Source organism: Streptomyces paromomycinus (genome assembly GCF_003865155.1).
Classification (GTDB): Bacteria; Actinomycetota; Actinomycetes; order Streptomycetales; family Streptomycetaceae; genus Streptomyces; species Streptomyces chrestomyceticus.
In genome coordinates this window covers 3,138,494-3,158,631 of record NZ_BHZD01000001.1, presented here as the reverse complement: position 1 = coordinate 3,158,631, position 20,138 = coordinate 3,138,494, and the positions used below count along the sequence as shown (strand labels likewise).

Genomic DNA, 20,138 nt, shown 5'->3' with positions numbered 1-20,138 from the left:
GGTCGCGCCCTCCGCACGCCGGCCGGGCCGCCCGGCCGGCGTGCGGACGCCTCTAGGCGCTGCGGCGCAGGGAGTGGTCCTGCCGGTCCCAGTGGTACGGCTGGTGCGGGCCGGCGTCCGCACGGCGGCGGCGGTCGTTGCACAGCAGGCACTTGCCGTACCCCGGCGGCAGCGGGTCGTCGGGGTCGCCGTACAGCGGATCGACCGCGCCGTGCGGATGTATGGCGCAGCCGGTCGGGCCGGTCAGCGTGCTCAGCGAGCTGGCGGCGGTCAGCGCCTGCCGCAGGACGTCGACGAGCTGGTCGGCGTCCCGCCGGGTGGGCGCCGCCTGGAGGGAGGAGGCGATGTCGGATGCGGTCGTCAGCGCGGTCTGGAGTTCGCGCAGGTCTGCGTAACCCATGCTCCGGAGCGTAGAGGCCCCCACTGACAGTCGATCTTCCGAGCGCGTTTCACGGCTTCGCATGCACCGTTCCTGCCCGCCGCGGGCCACGGTCGAGCACCTTGCGGGTGATCTTCCCCTGGCCGGACCATGACAGGCAGATGACGGGCCGCGCCGGAGCGCCGGGCGAGGGCCGGGACTGCCGGCCCCCGCACCCGTGACGTCCGTGGCCGCTCAGGGGGTCGTCGGCAGCTCCCGCTTGTGGGCCGTGGCGTGGTAGCGGCGCACGATCGCCTCGTACGCCGCCTCGCCGACCGGCTTGCCCTCCAGGAAGTCGTCGATGTCGTCGTACGTGACGCCGAGGGCCTCCTCGTCCGGCTTGCCCGGGTCCAGCGTCTCCAGGTCGGCGGTCGGCACCTTGCGGACCAGCTCGGCCGGGGCGCCCAGCGCCTCGGCGACCGCCCGGACCCGGCGCTTGGTCAGTCCGGTGAGCGGCACCACGTCCGCCGCGCCGTCGCCGTACTTGGTGAAGAAGCCGGAGACCGCCTCGGCCGCGTGGTCGGTGCCCACGACCAGGCCGTCCTGGGCGCCCGCGACCGCGTACTGCGCGATCATCCGCTGCCGGGCCTTGGTGTTGCCCTGGACGAAGTCCTGGTGCCGCTCGTCCCGGAAGGTGATCCCGCCGGCCAGCGCGGCCTCCAGCAGGGCGTCGCTCGCCGGGCGGATGTCGACGGTCAGCACCCGGTCGGGCTTGATGAAGTCCAGCGCGAGCTGCGCGTCGTGCTCGTCGGCCTGGACCCCGTACGGCAGCCGCATCGCGTGGAACGTCGCGTCGTGCCCCGCGTCACGGGCCCGCTCCACCGCCAGCTGGCACAGCCGGCCGGCCGCGGTGGAGTCCACGCCGCCGCTGATGCCCAGGACGAGCGCGCGCAGGCCCGTGGTCGTCAGCCGTTCCGTGAGGAAGGCCACGCGGCGTTCGATCTCCGCCTGGGCGTCGAACGACGCGGACACCTGGAGATCCCGGGCGATCTCCTGCTGCAGGGACGTGGACGCCGGGTCGGTCACGGCTGCTCCTTCGGACGAGGGACCAGCGCGGTACGCAGGGTGCGTGGTGCTGGTACGGACAGGTCTCCTCAGACTCTATGACGGAGCGGCCCACTCCTTCAGGGCGGCCCTGTCCGGGAAGTCGGCCACGTCCTTGTCCAGCGGCCGGTCCGTGTACTGGTGGAAGCGCCACTGCGCCTTGATGCGCGGGTGCCCGGCCGAGACGTAGTCGGCGATCCACAGGCCGTCACCGGCGTACGAGGTCGTGTCGTGGTTGAGCCAGAAGTCGCGGTTGCAGTACAGGATCACCCGGTGTGTGGGCCGCAGCCGCTTGACCTCCTTCAGGAACTGGTCCTTCTGCGCGTTGCTCGCGTACGTGCCGCCGCCGGTGCGCTCCCAGTCCGCCGCCAGCAGGTCGCCCTCCACGGACGCGCACTTCTCGACGAAGTACTTCGCCTGCGCCGCGATGTTGCCCGGCCACAGGAAGTGGTAGAAGCCCACCACGCAGCCCGCGTTGCGGGCCTTGGCGGCCTGCGCGCGCTGATGCGGGTTGATGTACGAGCGGCCTTCTGTCGCCTTGATGACGACGAAGTCCAGTCCGGTCGCCGAGTACGAGGGGTTGTGGGAGCTGACGTCGACGCCATGCAGCATGTGCGGCCTCCTGCCGACCGAAAACGATCGATTACGATGCGTCACGTGGTGTTATCAGCAGTTCAACATGTCCACGGCGCCTTGCGCCAGAGTCTGTCGGCGAACTTCCGCTGATCAACGCGTTGTTGGCGGGCGTACAGCGGCGGTTGACGTTCTTCGACCGAGGATGATCGACCACCGTTTCGGTAGCGATACGTAGGGGCTCGGGCCCCGATTGCGGTGCGGGGGCGCGCGGTCCGGCCACGGAGGGGGCGCGTGTCGGTCAGAGAACCGCCGGAGTTCGGCCAGACCGGGCGCCCGCGCGTTTCGGCCGCCCGCCGGCGTGCACGGCGCCCCGCGCCGGATCGCCCCGCCGGGGGCCCGTACCTCCGCCCCCGCAGCTGCCCCCCGCACATGCACCCGGCACGAACCATCTCTGACCTTGGCAGACTTACCGGATGACGCACGCCGCACGACGCCCCGACGGCGACCGCCCCGCCGGCCCCTCCACGGCCCGCCCCGCCACCGTGCTTCCTCTGTCCCCGGCGGGAGCCCTATGACGCCGTCCGAAACCCGCCCGCGACGGCCCCGCGTCCCCGGCCCGCTCCGCGCCGCCGCGCTGTGCGCCCTGCTCCTCACTGCCACCGCCACACTGCTCGTCGCGCACGACTGGGCCCCGCTCGGCCCGGAACAGGCGGCGCACACTTGGGCCGTGGCCCACCGACCGGACGCGGCGGACACGGCCGCCCTCGTACTCACGACCACCGGCTCCGGCCCCATCCCGTACGCACTGGCCCTCCTGGCGGGTGCACTGGCCGGCCGGAACACGCGCGAACGCCTGCTCGCGGCCGCCACCGCCCTCACCGTCCTCCTCCTCGGCCAAGCGATCCGGTACGGCCTGATGGAACTGATCACCCGCCCGCGCCCCACCGCGGCCGACTGGACCGCACGGGCCACCGGCCACTCCTTCCCCTCCGGGCACTCCACGACGTCCCTCCTGGTGGCCGGCATCCTCGCGTGGGCGGTGCTGACCCGCACCCACCGCGCACCCGCCCGCCGCCTGGCCTGCGTACTGCTCGCCCTCTGGGCGGCGATGGTCGGCGCCACCCGCGTCTACCTGGGCGTCCACTGGCCCGGCGACGTGCTCGCGGGCTGGCTGCTCGCCGCAGCCTGGCTCTCCCTCGCCCTCCACCTCGTACGCACCGGCCGCCTGCCGGTCCCACGCGCCCCCGCCTCCCCGCCCGCCCCCACCGCTGCCCCACGGCCCCCGAACAGTTCATGACCAGCCCAGATGTTCCCCAAGGAAGGCATGGAAAGGCACAGAACCGAGCAACACCCCCGTGGCACCGCACGCACCGCCGGCCCAGGGGGAGGCCCTTCATGGACACCCGACACGACTGCGCGCCACCATGCTGCCCCGCCGCACCGGCACCGGACCCGACCCCGTGCGAAGGACCGCACGACGCGGCCACGATCATCGACCCGCACGGCCGGGAGGTCGCGGGCTGCGTCCACCACTGCGCCCGGGTACTGGCCGGCCTGGAAGGCGCCCGCGTCCACCCGTTCGCCTCGGCGGGCAGCGCCATGGAGATCTACCTCCGGGCCCGCGAACTGCCACCGTGTGCCTGGGAGATAGGCAAGTGAAGGGACTGAGACGCGGGCCGCGGGGCGTTGTCAGTGGCGGCCGTGGTCTGCGGGCGGGTACCGCTCGTAGGCCGGTGTCCCGTCAGATTTTGATGACGCGGACGCCGGTGCCGCACAGCGTCAGGAGGTCCTCGGGGTCCGACGTCAGGATGGTGACGGGGGCGCGTGAGGCCAGCGCGGTGGCGGCCACGATCGCGTCGAGGGCGTACTTGTGGCCATGAAGGCAAGCTGCGGCGAGCAGCTTGCTGGCGTGGCGGGCGATGTCCTCGTCGGGCGGGATGACGTTGACGCGGGAGACGGCGTAGTCGAATCGGGCCTGGTGGGTCTTCGGGTCGCGGGCTTCGACCAGGGTGACGGAACTGGTGACGACCCGGATGTCCTCGGCCTCCGCGGCGGCGAGCCACTCGGTGAGTTCGGGCGTACGCATCACCAGCTTGGACAGGCCCTCGCAGTCCAGGACTAGGCTGCCGCTCATGCCGCGTCCGCCGAGCCGGCAGAGTTCCCGCGCAGGAGGGCTCGTTTGGCTTCGACGGCGGCCTGGTCCACGGGCCCGTGGTCGGCTTCGGCGTCTTCGATGAGTTCACGCAGCCGGTCGCGCTCTAGTTGACGCTGAATGAGGGCCTCGACGTAGGCCGACATGCCCCGTCTGCCGGTACGCGCCTTGAGAGCCGCAATGGTGCCCTCGTGCAGGGAGACGGAGACCGGACGGATCGGACCTTCACCAGGAGCTGGGGAGGTGGTCATGCGACGAGTTTAACAATTTGTTTGTTATCGCGGGTTGTGCCGGGGTGAGTCCGCACTGCGACGCCGCTCGGGCGGCTGCGGTCCAGCGTGCTGTGAGGGAGATGCATCCCCAGGGCCTTCCCGCCGCGTGAGCAGGCAAGGCCCTGGGACGCCGAAGGTCACGAACGCGCCGGCCAGGCTTGCTTCCTCAGCACTCGATGATGTTCACCGCCAGCCCGCCCCGCGCCGTCTCCTTGTACTTGACGCTCATGTCGGCGCCGGTGTCCTTCATGGTCTTGATGACCTTGTCGAGGGAGACGTGGTGGCGGCCGTCGCCGCGCAGGGCCATGCGGGCGGCGGTGACGGCCTTGACGGCGGCCATGCCGTTGCGTTCGATGCACGGGATCTGGACGAGGCCGCCGACCGGGTCGCAGGTCAGGCCGAGGTTGTGTTCCATGCCGATCTCGGCGGCGTTCTCGACCTGCTCGGGGGTGCCGCCGAGGACCTCGGCGAGGCCGCCGGCCGCCATCGAGCAGGCCGAGCCGACCTCGCCCTGGCAGCCGACCTCGGCGCCGGAGATGGAGGCGTTCTCCTTGAAGAGCATGCCGATGGCGGAGGCGGCGAGCAGGAAGCGGACGACGCCCTCCTCGTCGGCGCCGGGCACGAAGTTGACGTAGTAGTGCAGGACGGCGGGGATGATGCCGGCCGCGCCGTTGGTGGGGGCGGTGACGACCCGGCCGCCGGCCGCGTTCTCCTCGTTGACGGCCATGGCGTAGAGGGTGGTCCACTCCATCGCGTTGGCCTCGGCGTTGCCCTCGGCGCGCAGCGCGCGGGCGCCGTTGGCGGCGCGGCGGCGGACCTTCAGGCCGCCGGGCAGGATGCCCTCGCGGGACGTGCCGCGGGACACGCAGTCGCGCATGACCTGCCAGATCTCCAGCAGCCCGGCGCGGATCTCGTCCTCGGTGCGCCACGCCTTCTCGTTCTCCAGCATGAGGGAGGAGATGGACAGGCCGGTCTCGCGGGAGAGGCGCAGCAGCTCGTCGCCGGTGCGGAAGGGGTACTTCAGCACCGTGTCGTCGAGCTTGATGCGGTCCTCGCCGACCGCGTCCTCGTCGACGACGAAGCCGCCGCCGACGGAGTAGTAGGTCTTCTCCAGCAGGGGCGCGCCGCCCGCGTCGTAGGCGAAGAGGGTCATGCCGTTGGCGTGGTACGGCAGGGAGCGGCGGCGGTGCAGGATCAGCTCGGTCGACTCGTCGAAGTCGATCTCGTGGTCGCTGCCTATCTCGGCGCCGAGCAGCCGCAGCCGGCCGCTCTTGCGGATCCGCTCGACCTCGTCGTCGGCGGTCTCGACGTCCACGGTGCGGGGGGAGTGGCCCTCCAGGCCGAGCAGGACGGCCTTGGGGGTGCCGTGGCCGTGGCCGGTGGCGCCGAGGGAGCCGAAGAGTTCGGCCCGTACCGCCGTCGTCTGGGCGAGCAGCCCGTCCTTCTTGAGCCGCCCGACGAACATCCGGGCGGCGCGCATCGGGCCGACGGTGTGGGAGCTGGACGGGCCGATGCCGATGGAGAAGAGGTCGAAGACGGAGATGGCCACGGTGGCGGACTCCCTTGTCTGCTCGTGGTGGACGGTGGAGCAAATGGAGCTAAAGAGGCTAAAGGGGGTAAAGGGGCGGAAGAAGCGGGAGGTACGTTTCTGCGCCGACTGTCGAGCCTAACCCGGACGGCGGACAGACTCTCAGACGGAGGCCATCGGACGGTTGTCCTCCGGTGCAACGGCGGATGTCGCAGGGGAGCCGGTACCCGTGTCGAGGGCGGGGTCGTCGCCGGTCAGGCCCGTTTCGTGGGCGCGGACGCCGGCGCGTACGGCCCAGAAGTAGAAGGCGACGGCGGAGAGCGCGACCAGGGCGATGTCCAGGCCGCCGGGGATGACGCCGTGGCCGCCGAAGTCCGGGCTGCCGAGCGCGGACACCGCGGACATCCAGGCGAGGAAGCCGACCAGCCACCAGGCGGGCGCGAACTGGCGGCGCAGGTTCCTTTCTCCACGGCGCCGCAGCACCACCGCGGCGACCGGCGCGGCCACCAGCGTCAGCAGTGCGACCTTGCCGGTGTCCGGCCACTTCGACCAGTACAGCGCGCAGGCGGCGAAGGCGAAGGTGATGGGGCACAGCACCTTCGCGGCGGGCAGCCGGAACGGGCGCGGCAGGTCCGGCCTGGTCTGCCGGAAGACGCCGACCGCGATCGGGCCGATGAGGTACGAGATCACCATGGCCGCCGAGACCACGCTGGCCAGCGCGTTCCAGCTGTGCCCGACGGTGATCAGCAGCAGGACCGAGAAGCCGAGGTTGAGCCACATCGCGGGCCGGGCGGTGCCGTACCGGGGGTGGACGGCGGCCAGCTTCTTGGGGAAGAAGCCGGTCTCGGCGAGGTTCTGGACCATGTACGCGGCCGACGCGACGTTGGCGATGTTGGAGCCGGCCGGCGAGATGAAGGCGCCGAACTGGAGCATGGTGACGACCCAGTGCAGCATCAGGATCTTGGCCAGGTCGGCGAAGGGCGAGTTGAAGTTCACCCCGTGCCAGCCGCCGGCCTGCGCCAGCTGCTCCGGCGGGACGGCGCCGAGGAACGCGGTCTGCAGGGCGAGGTAGATCACCAGGCCCAGCGAGAGCGCGCCGACCAGCGCGACCGGGATGGCCCGGCCGGGGTTCTTGGCGGCGCCGCCGAGGTTGACCACGGCCTGGAAGCCGTTGAAGGCGAAGACCACACCGCAGGTGGTCACGGCGGTCAGCACGGCCGGCCAGCCGTACGGGGCGAAGCCGCCGTGCGCGGTGAAGTTCGAGGTGTGGAAACCGGAGGCGATCAGCGCGGCCACGGCCAGCACCGGGATCGCGAACTTGACCAGCGTCAGGACCGTGTTGGCGCGGGCCAGCAGCTGGACCGACCAGTAGCAGGTCAGCCACAGCACGAAGGTCAGCAGCAGCGCGACGCCGCTTCCGGTCGGGGTGAGGTGGTTGGTGGCCGGGTCGACCAGGCCCTGGGCCCAGCCGAAGCCCCAGGAGGACATGTACTGGGTGGCGGCGATGGACTCGATCGGGATCAGCGAGGCGACCGCGATCCACACCGCCCAGCCGGTCAGGAAGCCGAGCACGGGGCCGTGCGAGAGGTGGCCGTAGCGGGCCATGCCGCCAGGGATCGGGTACGCGGCCCCGACCTCGGCGTAGGACATCGCGATCATGCCGATGAAGACGGCGCCGATGATCCAGGCGACCAGCGCCGCGGGCCCCGCGACCTGCGCGGCGGAACCGGCGCCGAAGAGCCAGCCGGAGCCGAAGATCGAACCGATGCCGATCATGGTCAGGGCGAAGAGGCCGATCCCCTTGCGGTTGCCCGCGCTCATGTCCATTGCCGTACGTGTTCCGTCCTGCTGTGGTGCGAAGGACCCCGCGTCGTTGAGGGGCCGTTCTCAGCCTATGGGGCGGAAAATCACCGTAAGGCGGACGGAAAAGCGGTGCGCCCGAGGTCAACGACCCCGGGCGCACGGCCTGTTCACCCCGTGGACACCGCCGCGACGGCACCTTTCGGGGCGTACTTCATGAAACGCGTCACACGGCCGCGGCGGACGCGACACAGGGGCGCGCGCCCGCGGACCGCGTGGCGCCGGTCACAGCGACGGCCGCGGGCCGGTCACAGCGACGGGTACAGCGGGTGCTTCCCGGCCAGGGTGGTCACCCGGGCCTTCAGCGCCTCGGCGTCGTACGACGGCTTGAGCGCCTCGGCGATGATGTCGGCGACCTCGCGGAAGTCCTCCGCCGTAAAGCCGCGGGTGGCCAGCGCCGGGGTGCCGATCCGCAGGCCCGAGGTGACCATCGGGGGCCGCGGGTCGTTCGGGACGGCGTTGCGGTTGACCGTGATGCCGACCTCGTGGAGGCGGTCCTCGGCCTGCTGGCCGTCCAGCTCGCTGTTGCGCAGGTCCACCAGGACCAGGTGCACGTCGGTGCCGCCGGACAGCACCGAGACGCCGGCCTCGGTGACGTCGGACTGCGTCAGCCGCTCGGCGAGGATGCGCGCGCCGTCCAGGGTGCGCTGCTGGCGCTCCTTGAACTCCTCGCTCGCCGCGACCTTGAAGGACACCGCCTTCGCCGCGATGACGTGCTCCAGCGGGCCGCCCTGCTGGCCCGGGAAGACCGCCGAGTTGATCTTCTTGGCGAGCTCCTGGGTGGACAGGATCACACCGCCGCGCGGACCGCCGAGGGTCTTGTGCGTGGTGGTGGTCACGACGTGCGCGTGCGGCACCGGGTTGGGGTGCAGCCCGGCCGCCACCAGGCCCGCGAAGTGCGCCATGTCGACCATCAGGTACGCGCCGACCTCGTCGGCGATCCGGCGGAACGCCGCGAAGTCGAGCTGACGCGGGTACGCCGACCAGCCGGCCACGATGAGCTGCGGACGGGTCTCCTTGGCCAGGCGCTCGACCTCGCCCATGTCGACCTGGCCGGACTCCTCGTCGACGTGGTAGGGCACCACGTTGTAGAGCTTGCCGGAGAAGTTGATCTTCATGCCGTGGGTCAGGTGCCCGCCGTGCGCGAGGTTCAGACCCATGATCGTGTCGCCCGGCTTGAGCAGCGCGAACATCGCGGCCGCGTTGGCCTGCGCGCCGGAGTGCGGCTGCACGTTCGCGGCCTCGGCGCCGAACAGCGCCTTGATCCGGTCGATGGCGATCCGCTCGACCACGTCGACGTGCTCGCAGCCGCCGTAGTAGCGGCGGCCCGGGTAGCCCTCGGCGTACTTGTTGGTGAGGACCGAGCCCTGGGCCTCCATGACGGCGGCCGGGGCGAAGTTCTCCGACGCGATCATTTCGAGGGTGGACTGCTGACGGTGGAGCTCGGCGTCGACGGCGGCGGCGACGTCGGGGTCGAGCTCGTGGAGGGAGCTGTTCAGAAGCGACATGACTACTTCCTGGGGTTCGCGGGGCGCACGGCCCCGCCGGGCGGCGGGGTGGGCTTGTCAGCCGGTGAAGGCGGTGTACTCGTCGGCCGAGAGCAGGTCGTCCGGCTCGCCGCTGACCTTCACCTTGAACAGCCAGCCGCCCTCGAACGGGGCGGTGTTCACCAGCGAGGGGTCGCTCACCACGTCCTCGTTGATCTCCGTGACCTCGCCGTCGACGGGGGAGTAGAGATCGCTGACGGACTTGGTCGACTCCAGCTCACCGCAGGTCTCGCCCGCCGTGACCGAGTCACCGACCGCGGGGAGCTGCACGAAGACGACGTCGCCGAGCGCGTTGGCGGCGTGCTCGGTGATGCCGATCGTCGAGACGCCCTCCTCGGCGGCCGACAGCCACTCGTGCTCCTTGCTGTAGCGCAGCTGCTGGGGGTTGTTCATGTCTTGATTCTCCTGGATACGGTGGCGTGCTCGGTGCAGGGGTCTTGACAGGTGAGACGGGAGTACGTCCGGGGCGGGGCCGCGGGCGTCACTTCTGGCGCTTGTAGAAGGGGAGCGCCACGACCTCGTACGGCTCATGGGTGCCACGGATGTCCACCGCCACACCGGCGGTGCCGGGCGCGGCGTGCGCGGCGTCCACATACGCCATGGCGACGGGCTTGCCGAGGGTGGGCGAGGGGGCACCGGAGGTGACCTCGCCGATGACGGCGCCGTCGGGGCCCACGACCGGGTATCCGGCGCGCGGCACCCGGCGGCCCTCGGCGATCAGGCCGACCAGCTTGCGCGGCGGATTGGCCTCGGCCCGGTCCCGGGCCGCCTCCAGGGCGGCGCGGCCCACGAAGTCGCCGCCGTTCGTCGTCTTCTCGAACTTCACGACCCGGCCCAGGCCCGCGTCGAACGGGGTGGTGTCCGTGGTCAGCTCGTGCCCGTACAGCGGCATGCCCGCCTCCAGGCGCAGGGTGTCCCGGCAGGACAGGCCGCAGGGGACCAGGCCCGCGTCCTTGCCGGCCTCGGTCAGCGCCTCCCAGAGGGCGACCGCGTCGGCCGGGCGGACGAACAGCTCAAAACCGTCCTCGCCGGTGTAGCCGGTACGTGCGATCAGCGCCGGGACGCCCGCGACGGTGCCGGGCAGCCCGGCGTAGTACTTCAGACCGTCCAGGTCGGCGTCGGTCAGGCCCTTGAGGATGCCGGGGGACTCCGGACCCTGCACGGCGAGCAGCGCGTACGCGTCCCGGTCGTCGCGCACCTCGGCGTCGAAACCTTCCGCCCGCTCGGTGAGCGCGTCCAGCACGACCTGGGCGTTGGAAGCGTTGGCGACGACCATGTACTCCGTCTCGCCGAGGCGGTAGACGATCAGGTCGTCCAGGATGCCGCCCTCGGCGTCACAGATCATGGTGTAGCGGGCGCGGCCGACGGCGACGCCGCCGATGTTGCCGACCAGCGCGAAGTCCAGCAGATCGGCGGCGCCGGTGCCGGTGACGGTGATCTCGCCCATGTGCGAGAGGTCGAAGAGGCCGGCGCGGGTACGCACGGCGACGTGCTCGTCACGCTCGCTGCCGTAGCGCAGCGGCATGTCCCATCCGGCGAAGTCGGTCATGGTCGCGCCGAGGGCGCGGTGTGTCGCGTCCAGCGCGGTGCGGCGGGGGGCTTCGGTCATGGTGGTGGCTCCCGGGCATGGGTGACAAGACGGTCTCCCCATCTGTCATCGGAACCTGAGAGGTTCACCGGAAGGCCGTGACCGGTCCCGGCTTGCACCTTGGGTGGAGCCACACCACGGCGGCCCGCTTTTCAGATCTGCCTCGCCCGCGCGGTATCGGGGCCTGAGAGATTCAAGGGAGGACTTGCTCCTTCGGCGCCCCGCCGTGACGGCCGGGGACTCTCCCGCGCGGATTCAAACGGCCGGTATGGAGTTGGCTGAGCGTGGCACCCGTACCAGGACGCACACGGTGGTGTGCGGACCGGCACTTGGCGCGCACATCATCGCACGGGATCGCCGGATACAGGAGCCCTGGTCGTACCGGTGTTCGCAGGGGTGTCACGACAGTGTCCTGGGACTGTACGGATCGTGGGATTTCCTTGAAGCGCATTACCTTTTCTTGACACTCTTCGGGTAAGGGGACGGAACCAGGGGAGGGGCGATCACGGTGCACAGGCAGGCCGCACTCGCGACAAGTCCGGGAGGCGCGCCCCCGGGCTGTGTCCCGGAGCCGGTTCCGGCCGCCGTGCCGGGGCCCCGGCGGCTGCCGCTCGGGGTGGTGCGCCCCGGCCGGACGCGTACCGCGGCGCCGGACGCACCGGCGGTGGACGTCGTCGACCTCAGGGACCGCGACACCCCGCGCGAGGCGGCCGAACTGCACTTCGCGGCGGGCGACGTGGTGGTGGTCTCCGGCCTGCCGGGCAGCGGCAAGAGCACGCTCATGATCCGGGTGGTGCCCGCCCTCGACGCGCGCGGCGCCGCCGTGCACCGCATCGACTCGCAGGACGTACGGGAGCGCTGGGAGCGCGGCAGGCTGCGCCGGCTTCCGTACGCGCTCTACCGGCCGCTGGTCCGGGCCTCCCACTACATGGGGCTGCGGCGGGCGCTGCGCTCCGGCGGCAGCGTGGTGGTGCACGACTGCGGCACGCTCACGTGGGTACGCCGCTGGCTCGCGCGCGAGGCCCGGCGCGGGGGACGCGGACTGCACCTGCTGCTGCTGGACGTACCGCCCGAGGTCGCGCTGTCCGGGCAGCGCTCGCGTGGACGCGGAGTCTCCGGTTACGCCTTCGCCCGGCACCGGCGCGCGGTACGGCGGCTGGCCGCCCGCGCCCGGGCGGCCCGGCTCCCCGCGGGCTTCACCTCGGCCGTCCTGCTGGACCGGCCGGCGGCGGGGTCGCTGCGGCATATCGCCTTCGAGTGAGCGCCGCCCTCGGGGGCTTCGGGTACGGGTGCGGCCCGCCTCCTGAGGGGGCGGGCGTCCGTACCCGTCGGTTCAGGTCCGGAATGCCGGACACCTGACGGGCCGTACGGAACCTTCCGTACGGCCCGTCGCGACCGGTCCTAGTCCAGACATATCTCCCGCATCCGCGCCTCCTCCGGACGCTCGGCGCCGGGCCGATCTAGAGGCCCAGGGCCTTGAGCAGCACGGTCGGCAGCGAGAGCACCGATTTGACCAGTGAGGAGCCGTCCTGCTGCTGCGGCGCCTCGGCGGGCTGCTGGCGCGGCGCGTCCGCCGGCGGCTGCGCGTCGGCGGCCGGCTGCGGGTCGGCGGCCTGCTGGGCGCCGTCGCCCGGCCGCGGGTCGCTGACCGGCGCCTTCGGCTGGGCGGCCGACTGGTCGTCCGCCGCGTCCGCGTCGTCCGCCGGCTCCGCCGCGGGCCGGGCCGGACGGTTGGCCGCCGGGGCGGCGGCGGGCCGGTCGGCCGGCTGCTGCAGGCCGCCGAGGAGCTTGTCCAGGCCCAGGATCGTGAAGATGTCGGTGACGGACCGGGAGACCGAGCCGGTCAGGCTCGCGGAGTCGGTGGCCTCCCCGGGGGCCGGGGCCCGGCGCTCGGTCAGCTCGTCCAGCTGTGTGCGCAGGTCCTGCGAAACCCTGCGCAGCCGGACGGAGTCGGCCGTCACCGTGCGGTCGGAGTCCTCGTTCAGCTGGTCCGCCAGCCGCTGCGCGTCCTGGAGGACCGTGTCCAGACGGGTGCGGGCGGCCCGCACCTGCACGGAGTGGCCGCGGCTGTCGGCCGACTTCTCGGCCAGTTCGGTCGAGGCGTCCGCCAGCCGGCCGATGTCGTCGACGATGATGCTCTGGTTGCGGACCGGCGGCTTGGGGTCTTCCGACGCGGCTGCCGCGGAACCCACGGTGCCGAGGGCGAGGGCGCCGACGGTGGCGGCGCTGACGAGGGTGGCGGCGGTCCGGTGCGTTGCCATCAGGAGACGTGCCTTTCTGTAGGAACGGAACGGCAGGGCAAGATCACCCTGGAGCCACCTTGAGAGGGGCGTGTACGGTCCGCAACCGCTCGCGCGCGTTCGGTGGTCGCCCGGACGCACCAGGGCCCCGGCCGCCTGCTGGCGTTAGGGTCGTCGACCAGGTAAAGCGCGGTACGAGCGGTACGGAGCGGGTGGGTGGACATGGACTTTCCGGAGCAGGGCATTCCGCGGCTGGAGTGGCCCGCCAACGAACTGGAGGAGGTGCTCGCCGCCTCGGTGGGGCACCCCGGGGCGGGCGCCCGCATCGTCGAGGTGCTCGGCCGCAGCCGCATATGGGTGCCGCTGCCCAAGGGCGGCGGCCCGGAGAGCGCCGGGATGGGCCGGGCCGGCCTGGACCTGCCCACCGTCGAGATCGGCTCGGCCGCGTACGTCCCCGTCTTCAGCTCCGAGCAGGAGTTCCAGCGGGTGGCCGGGCCGCAGATGTCCTTCGCCGTCGCGCCGGCCGCCGAGTTCGCCCGCGGCCTGCCCCCGCTGCTCGGCATCGCCGTCAACCCGGAGGGCACGGTCGGTGTGCCGCTGCCGCCGGACGCGGTCGCCGAGCTGTGCCGCACCGGCCTCCCGGACCAGCCCGGCGCGCCGAGCGGCGCCCGGGTCCGGCTGTTCGAGCCGGACTGGCAGGAGGAGCCGGTGGACTTCCTGGCCGCGGCCGGGCTGGAGTTCTCGTCGGCGGGTTTCGTGGTCACCGCGCGCCGCGCGCTGGCCAGCGTCGAGGGGGAGGCGCCCGCGCTGTTCGTCGGCGTCCAGGTGGACGCCATGGCCGTCGCGCCGCACGACCCCGCCGTACGGGACGCGGTGACCACCGCCCTCGGACGGGCACTCGGCGGGACACCGCTGACCTGGCCCGTCCAACTGGTCATGCTGGACCTCGCGCAGGGCGACCCGGTCGCCGACTGGATGCTGGAGCGGGTCCGGCCCTTCTACTCCCGCGACGTCGTCTAGCCGTTCAGGCCCCCACGCCCCCCACACACACACCACGCCCCGCGCCCCGGCACGCCCGGGGCGCTCCTTCCCGTGACCGCAAGCCGTGTGCGCTGATCCGGCCGGGGTCCGGACGCAGGCTCTAAGCTGTTGTTGCAACCGGCAGGCGTACCCCACGTGCCTGCCGACAGGAAGGGACGGACCACGTGAGCGCGGGTGCGCATCAGGGAGCGGCTGCCGGGCAGGTCGAGCAGATGCTGCAGCAGGTCTCGCCCGGCCGGTACGACGCCTACGAGGCGTTGCTGCAAGCGCTCGCCGCCGGTCAGGTCTGGATGCTGCTCTGGCACGGCCAGGCCGGTTCGCCCGATGCGCAGTACGGCAACATGGAGGTCGACGGCCTCGGCTACGCGCCGTGCGTGACCTCCGCCCCCGAACTCGCCGCCAGCGGCTGGAACCGCGCCCACGAGGTCGTCTACGGACGGGACATCGCGGCCACCCTCTTCCCCGACCGCTGGGGCCTGTGGCTCAACCCGCACGCCCCCGGCGGCGGCGTCGGCATCCCGTGGCTGGACCTGCGGCGCATCGCGGGCGGCCTGGACCGGCTGCCGGCCGGTCCGCTGCGGATCACCGAACCGGCCATCGAGATTCCCCAGTTCTACGCCCTCCTGGGGCAGAACGCGCACCGCACGCCCGCGGTGCGCTCCCTGCGCCGGGCCTGGGTGCAGCCCGCCCTCGGCGCCCCGTACCTGGCCATCGGCCTGGACCTGTACGACACGGGACAACCGGCCGTGGACTCCGTACGGTTGATGATCCAGCAGTCCATCGGCGCGGTGCCGGAGGGACTGCCCGTCTCGACGGTCGCGATGAACGACGAGTACGACCCGGTCGGCATGTGGATGCGGGCCAACGCGCGGCCGTTCTTCGACCGCGACGCCTACGCGGCGGGCCCGGTGCCCGCGCCCGCCCCGGCCCCCGCGCCGTCGTACGGGTACGGTTACCCGCGCCCGTACTGAGCTTGCCGGCCGGGGCCTGGCTGCGGTCCGGGGCAGCGGGCTCGCCGCGTGCGGATCGCGCGCCTATGGGGGCAAATCGAACGGCCACATCCCCCCAGCAGGGGGATACCCACGGGGCGTGAGCGGGAACCGTGGCGCGCCCCGCCTCACGCCCGGCCTCACGTCACGCTCCGCTTCACGTCACGCCCGGCCTCACGTCACGCCCGGCCTCACGTCACGCCCGGCCTCACGTCACGCCCGGCCTCACGTCACGCCCGGCCTCACGCCACGCTCCGCCTCACGTCACGCCTGGCCTCGCGTCACGCTCCGCCTCACGGTCACGCCCGCCTCACGCCCCCCGCTTTACACCCCGCGTCGCTCCGCCGTTACCCGCCCGACGCCGTGCAATGCCCCCCGCACCGTTACCCACCCGACCCCGCCCCCCGCCCCGAACCGCCCCGAGCCTCACCCCGCCCCCACCGCTTCCCAGGCCGAATTGGGCGCTCCCGCCCGGAAGTTGAGCCCTTGCCGGCCCCGTGCGAACCGCTCAGTCGGGGCGGATGTCCGCATAACGGAGGGCCGTGGGCTACATCACAGTTACGCATCCATTCCCGGCCAGGGCTGGTGAGTGATCGCAACTCGGATGAAGACTCCCGCAGCAGAGGGTTTCGGCCCTGTGTACGAGATGCACCGCTCGTCGTCGCGTGACGTTCCGCGACTTCTGCTTCGCCTGCAACATCCGCAAGACCTGCAACACCTGTACTCGCAACACCTGTACCCGCATTGCCAGCAGTACACGCATCAGTTGCTCCAGCTGTTCCAGAGTTCTCCCCCGTTGCACCAGCAGCACCACTCGCACCAGGGCATTTCCCGCACCAGGGCACCACTCGCACCAGAAGTACCACTCGCACCAGTGATGTGAACCAGGCCGCCGACCGCGGCGCGCAAGGGCCGGCGGCGCCGGCCGAGAGGGGTCAAAGGCACCGTGACCGCACCGATCGAGACCACCGGGGCGGCTGCCGAAGCGCAGCCGGAAGCGGTGCTGGAAGGCGTCGAGAGCAAGCAGATCGAGGGGCGCTCGCTCGGCCAGATCGCCTGGCTGCGCTTCCGGCGCGACAAGGTCGCGGTAGCGGGTGCCATCGTTGTCATCCTGCTCATCGTGATCGCGGCGCTGTCCCGGCCGATCCAGTCCTGGCTGGGACTGGACCCCAACAGCCCGAACCAGGACCTCATCGACCCCAACACCACGCTGCCCAAGGGCGACTTCGGCGGCATGAGCCTGGACCACCCGCTCGGCGTGGACCCGAAGTTCGGCCGTGACCTGCTCGCGCGGGTGCTGGAGGGCTCCTGGGTCTCGCTGATCGTGGCGTTCGGCGCGACGCTGCTGTCGGTGGCCATCGGCACCGTGCTCGGCGTGGTGGCCGGCTTCTACCGGGGCCGGGTGGACGCGCTGATCAGCCGGCTGATGGACGTCTTCCTGGCGTTCCCGCTGCTGCTGTTCGCCATCGCCATCTCGGCCTCGCTCCAGGGCGGCGCCTTCGGGCTCGAAGGGCTGCCGCTGCACATCTCGGTCCTGATCTTCGTGATCGGTTTCTTCAACTGGCCGTACATGGGCCGGATCGTGCGGGCCCAGACGCTCTCGCTGCGCGAGCGGGAGTTCGTGGACGCCGCGCGCGGCATGGGTGCCCGCGGTCCGTTCATCCTCTTCAGGGAGCTGCTGCCCAACCTGGTGGGCCCGATCATCGTCTACTCGACGCTGCTGATCCCCTCCAACATCCTCTTCGAGGCCGCGCTGAGCTTCCTGGGCGTCGGTATCCAGCCGCCCCAGGCGTCCTGGGGCGGGATGCTCAACCAGGCGGTCAAGTTCTACGAGGTGGACCCGCAGTACATGCTCGTCCCCGGCCTCGCGATCTTCGTCACCGTGCTGGCGTTCAACCTCCTGGGCGACGGCCTCAGGGACGCGCTGGACCCGCGCAGCAGCCGCTGACCCCGCCCGGGCGCCGTACGTCCGGCAGCACCCACCCAAGTTTCCGACCAACGAAGGGGAAACCGACCATTATGCGAAGGTCAGTCCCGGTCGCAACGATCGCGGCCCTCACCAGTGCGGGCCTGTTGCTGTCCGGCTGCAGCGGCAAGAGTTCGAGCAGCGGCTCGGCCGAGGCGAACGCCGCCACCAAGGGCATCGTCAACGCCTCGGACGAGAAGGGCGGCACGCTCACGTACGCGATGAGCGACGCCCCCGAGTCCTACGACCCGGGCAACACGTACTACGCCTACGTCTGGAACTTCAGCCGTCTGTACGCGCGTCCGCTCACCACCTTCAAGCCGGGACCGGGCCCCAAGGGCAACGAGCTGGTGCCGGACCTCGCGGAGTCGATGGGCAAGTCCAGCGACGGCAACAAGACCTGGACGTACAAGATCCGCAAGGGTCTGAAGTACGACGACGGCAAGCCGATCACCTCGAAGGACGTCAAGTACGCGGTGGAGCGCAGCAACTTCGCGCGTGACGTCCTCTCGCTGGGCCCGAACTACTTCCAGACGTACCTCAAGGACAACGAGGGCGGCTACAAGGGCCCGTACAAGGACTCCAGTCCGGAGGGGCTGAAGTCCATCGAGACGCCGGACGACCAGACCATCGTCTTCCGCCTCAAGCAGCCGTTCGCGGAGTTCGACTACCTGGTCAGCGCCCCGCAGACGGCCCCGGTGCCGAAGGCCAGGGACAAGGGCGCGGACTACACCAAGAACATCGCCTCCTCGGGCAGCTACAAGTTCGACACCTATGAGGAGGGCAAGAAGGTCGTCCTCGTCCGCAACCCGCACTGGGACGCCAAGACCGATCCGCTGCGCAAGCAGCTGCCGGACAAGATCGTGCTGAACATGAAGGTCGCCCAGTCGACGATCGACAAGGACCTGAAGGCCGGCAACACGCACATCGACATGGCCGGCCGCGGGGTGGACGCCCAGACCCAGGCCCAGCTCCTGACGAGCACCAAGGAGAAGGCCAACACCGACAACGCGCTCGGCCAGCGCCTGTCGTACGTGGCGATCAACCCCAAAGTCGCGCCGTTCGACAAGGTCGAGTGCCGCCGGGCCGTGCAGTACGCGGTCGACAAGAAGGCCGTGCAGACCGCGCAGGGCGGCCCGATCCGCGGTGACGTCGCCACCACCGTGCTGCCCACCGACCTCGCCGGGTACCAGAAGTTCGACCAGTACCCGCAGAAGTACAACGGTGAGAACCTCGACCTGACCGAGGCGAAGAAGCAGTGGGAGGCGTGCGGCGCCGGCAACGTGAGCACCACCATCAGCGCCCGCAGCGACCGGCAGGACGAGGTGGACGCGGCGACCTCGGTGGTCGGCTCGCTGAAGAAGATCGGCATCGACGCCAAGATCCAGACGTACCCGAGCGGCAAGTACTTCTCGGACTACGCGGGCGTGCCGGCGTTCACCAAGAAGAACAACATCGGTCTGATGATGATGCAGTGGGGCTCGGACTACCCGACGGGCTTCGGCTACCTGAACCAGATCGTCAACGGCAAGGCGATCCAGAAGTCCGGCAACTCCAACCTCTCCGAGCTGGACGACCCGGCCATCAACAAGCTGCTCGACGAGGCCATCGCCACCAGCGACAAGGGACAGCGCGAGAAGGACTACGCGGAGATCGACAAGAAGACGATGGAGCAGGCGGTCATCGTCCCGCTGACCTACTTCAAGATCCTGCTGTACCGCTCGCCGAAGGCCACCAACCTGGTGTCCACCTCCGCCTACAGCGGTGAGTACGACTACCTCAACGTCGGCGTCAAGAAGTAGCAGCCCCGGAAGGCAGGTGAAGGCATTGGTGTCCGCGGGCCGGCCGGTCCGGTCCGCGGCACCGACGCCGCAGTCCCGTGTTCGCGTACATCATCCGCAGGTTGATCAGCGCTGTGATTCTGCTGCTGATCGTCAGCGCGGTCACCTTCGGCATCTTCTTCGTGCTGCCGAAACTGGCCGGACAGACCGCTGACCAGTTGGCCGCGCAGTACATCGGAAAGGCCCCATCGGCCGCGGACCTCGCCGCGGTGAAGGCGAATCTCGGCTTCGACAAGCCGGTCTTCGTACAGTACTGGGACTTCCTGAAGGGCATCTTCGTCGGGGTCGACTACAAGTTCGGCCCGGACGCCGCCACATGCAACGTGCCGTGCTTCGGCTACTCCTTCAAGACCCACCTGGAGGTCTGGCCGGAGATCCAGACCCGGCTCCCGGTGACCGTCTCGCTGGCCGCCGGCGCGGCCGTGATGTGGCTGGTCTCCGGCGTCGCCACCGGCGTGCTCTCCGCGCTGCGCCCCGGCTCGGTCTTCGACCGGGTCGCGATGAGCATCGCGCTGGCCGGTGTGTCGCTGCCCATGTTCTTCACCGGCGCGCTGGCGCTGGCCCTGTTCACCTACCAGTGGCCGATCATCGAGCGCAGCGACTACGTGCCGCTGTTCGAGGACCCCTTCATGTGGGCCCAGACGCTGGTGCTCCCCTGGATCACCCTGTCCTTCCTCTACTCCGCCCTCTATGCACGCCTGACCAGAGCGGGCATGTTGGAGACGCTGAGCGAGGACTACATCCGTACCGCGCGCGCCAAGGGGCTGGGCGAGCGCAAGGTCGTGGTGCGCCACGGTCTGCGTGCCGCGCTCACCCCCATCATCACGGTGTTCGGCATGGACGTGGGCCTGCTGCTCGGCGGTGCGCTCATCACCGAACAGGTCTTCTCCCTCAAGGGGGTCGGCGCGTTCGCCGTCGAGGCGATCAACGCCAACGACCTGCCGAACATCCTCGGCGTCACCTTGCTCGCCGCGTTCTTCATCGTCATTTGCAACCTGGTGGTGGACGTTCTGTACGCCGCCGTCGACCCGCGGGTGAGGCTCTCGTGACCGACTCCCCAGACTCCACCACCGGCC

19 protein-coding genes and 2 riboswitches are annotated in these 20,138 nt (G+C 71.0%); of the genes, 8 read left to right on the top strand and 11 right to left on the bottom strand.

The genetic code is table 11. From position 1 onward, the window contains the following. Window positions 1–52 precede the first annotated feature (52 nt). The 3 genes from OEIGOIKO_RS12755 to OEIGOIKO_RS12745 all read right to left on the bottom strand — a co-directional run bounded on the left by OEIGOIKO_RS12755 (window position 53) and on the right by OEIGOIKO_RS12745 (window position 2,074). Entirely contained in the window at window positions 53–400 is a 348-nt protein-coding gene (locus OEIGOIKO_RS12755; protein WP_125044867.1) for a hypothetical protein, read from the bottom strand. A gap of 213 nt (window positions 401–613) precedes the next feature. Further along, window positions 614–1,444: an ammonia-dependent NAD(+) synthetase gene (nadE, locus tag OEIGOIKO_RS12750; protein WP_125054143.1), complete on the bottom strand. Its 831-nt coding sequence runs from the start codon at window positions 1,442–1,444 to the stop codon at window positions 614–616. A 75-nt stretch (window positions 1,445–1,519) separates the two neighbouring features. Next, window positions 1,520–2,074, bottom strand: a complete 555-nt coding sequence (locus tag OEIGOIKO_RS12745; RefSeq protein WP_125054142.1) for a GH25 family lysozyme — start codon at window positions 2,072–2,074, stop codon at window positions 1,520–1,522. Between the two features lie 535 nt (window positions 2,075–2,609). On the opposite strand from OEIGOIKO_RS12745, the gene OEIGOIKO_RS12740 reads away from it, so the two are divergent. Both OEIGOIKO_RS12740 and OEIGOIKO_RS12735 read left to right on the top strand, forming a co-directional pair. Beyond that, window positions 2,610–3,335, top strand: a complete 726-nt coding sequence (locus tag OEIGOIKO_RS12740) for a phosphatase PAP2 family protein (protein ID WP_125054141.1) — start codon at window positions 2,610–2,612, stop codon at window positions 3,333–3,335. A 98-nt stretch (window positions 3,336–3,433) separates the two neighbouring features. After that, window positions 3,434–3,697 (top strand): hypothetical protein, encoded by a 264-nt coding sequence (locus tag OEIGOIKO_RS12735; RefSeq protein ID WP_125054140.1) that lies wholly within the window; start codon window positions 3,434–3,436, stop codon window positions 3,695–3,697. Window positions 3,698–3,779: 82 nt separating this feature from the next. Here OEIGOIKO_RS12735 and OEIGOIKO_RS12730 read toward each other — a convergent pair whose 3' ends face one another. The 7 genes from OEIGOIKO_RS12730 to gcvT all read right to left on the bottom strand — a co-directional run bounded on the left by OEIGOIKO_RS12730 (window position 3,780) and on the right by gcvT (window position 11,006). Continuing rightward, window positions 3,780–4,172, bottom strand: coding sequence for a type II toxin-antitoxin system VapC family toxin (locus tag OEIGOIKO_RS12730; protein WP_125054139.1), 393 nt, complete (start codon window positions 4,170–4,172; stop codon window positions 3,780–3,782). Next, the gene (locus OEIGOIKO_RS12725; RefSeq protein ID WP_125054138.1) at window positions 4,169–4,441 is read right to left on the bottom strand and encodes a hypothetical protein; all 273 of its coding nucleotides are present in this window, start codon (window positions 4,439–4,441) and stop codon (window positions 4,169–4,171) included. The genes OEIGOIKO_RS12730 and OEIGOIKO_RS12725 overlap by 4 nt, the downstream gene beginning before the upstream one ends. A 187-nt stretch (window positions 4,442–4,628) precedes the next feature. Continuing rightward, window positions 4,629–6,011, bottom strand: a complete 1,383-nt coding sequence (locus OEIGOIKO_RS12720) for an L-serine ammonia-lyase (RefSeq protein ID WP_030018260.1) — start codon at window positions 6,009–6,011, stop codon at window positions 4,629–4,631. A gap of 141 nt (window positions 6,012–6,152) precedes the next feature. After that, entirely contained in the window at window positions 6,153–7,817 is a 1,665-nt protein-coding gene (locus OEIGOIKO_RS12715; protein WP_125054137.1) for an APC family permease, read from the bottom strand. A 281-nt stretch (window positions 7,818–8,098) separates the two neighbouring features. Next, window positions 8,099–9,358 (bottom strand): serine hydroxymethyltransferase, encoded by a 1,260-nt coding sequence (gene glyA, locus OEIGOIKO_RS12710; protein WP_125054136.1) that lies wholly within the window; start codon window positions 9,356–9,358, stop codon window positions 8,099–8,101. 57 nt (window positions 9,359–9,415) lie between these two features. Continuing rightward, window positions 9,416–9,790: a glycine cleavage system protein GcvH gene (gcvH, locus tag OEIGOIKO_RS12705; RefSeq protein WP_031004355.1), complete on the bottom strand. Its 375-nt coding sequence runs from the start codon at window positions 9,788–9,790 to the stop codon at window positions 9,416–9,418. Window positions 9,791–9,878: 88 nt separating this feature from the next. Next, window positions 9,879–11,006: a glycine cleavage system aminomethyltransferase GcvT gene (gene gcvT / locus OEIGOIKO_RS12700; RefSeq protein WP_125054135.1), complete on the bottom strand. Its 1,128-nt coding sequence runs from the start codon at window positions 11,004–11,006 to the stop codon at window positions 9,879–9,881. 32 nt (window positions 11,007–11,038) lie between these two features. Beyond that, window positions 11,039–11,147, bottom strand: a riboswitch (glycine riboswitch). Next, window positions 11,148–11,243, bottom strand: a riboswitch (glycine riboswitch). Window positions 11,244–11,493: 250 nt separating this feature from the next. On the opposite strand from gcvT, the gene OEIGOIKO_RS12695 reads away from it, so the two are divergent. Then, a complete protein-coding gene (locus OEIGOIKO_RS12695) occupies window positions 11,494–12,246 on the top strand; it encodes an AAA family ATPase (protein WP_170251695.1) in 753 nt (250 codons plus the stop codon). Window positions 12,247–12,445: 199 nt separating this feature from the next. Here OEIGOIKO_RS12695 and OEIGOIKO_RS12690 read toward each other — a convergent pair whose 3' ends face one another. Further along, window positions 12,446–13,246: a hypothetical protein gene (locus OEIGOIKO_RS12690; protein ID WP_125054133.1), complete on the bottom strand. Its 801-nt coding sequence runs from the start codon at window positions 13,244–13,246 to the stop codon at window positions 12,446–12,448. 201 nt (window positions 13,247–13,447) lie between these two features. Between OEIGOIKO_RS12690 and OEIGOIKO_RS12685 the strand changes: the two genes are divergently transcribed. The 5 genes from OEIGOIKO_RS12685 to OEIGOIKO_RS12665 all read left to right on the top strand — a co-directional run bounded on the left by OEIGOIKO_RS12685 (window position 13,448) and on the right by OEIGOIKO_RS12665 (window position 20,111). Continuing rightward, entirely contained in the window at window positions 13,448–14,245 is a 798-nt protein-coding gene (locus tag OEIGOIKO_RS12685; RefSeq protein ID WP_125054132.1) for an enhanced serine sensitivity protein SseB, read from the top strand. Window positions 14,246–14,430: 185 nt separating this feature from the next. After that, complete coding sequence (locus OEIGOIKO_RS12680) at window positions 14,431–15,237, top strand: enhanced serine sensitivity protein SseB C-terminal domain-containing protein (RefSeq protein WP_030018267.1); 807 nt, start codon at window positions 14,431–14,433, stop codon at window positions 15,235–15,237. 964 nt (window positions 15,238–16,201) lie between these two features. Further along, complete coding sequence (locus OEIGOIKO_RS12675) at window positions 16,202–17,203, top strand: ABC transporter permease (RefSeq protein WP_125054131.1); 1,002 nt, start codon at window positions 16,202–16,204, stop codon at window positions 17,201–17,203. Window positions 17,204–17,274: 71 nt separating this feature from the next. Next, window positions 17,275–19,023 (top strand): ABC transporter substrate-binding protein, encoded by a 1,749-nt coding sequence (locus OEIGOIKO_RS12670; protein ID WP_125054130.1) that lies wholly within the window; start codon window positions 17,275–17,277, stop codon window positions 19,021–19,023. A gap of 77 nt (window positions 19,024–19,100) precedes the next feature. Then, window positions 19,101–20,111 carry an ABC transporter permease gene (locus OEIGOIKO_RS12665; RefSeq protein ID WP_125054129.1) on the top strand — a complete coding sequence of 337 codons (1,011 nt, stop codon included), beginning with the start codon at window positions 19,101–19,103 and terminating at the stop codon, window positions 20,109–20,111. Window positions 20,112–20,138: the final 27 nt, after the last annotated feature.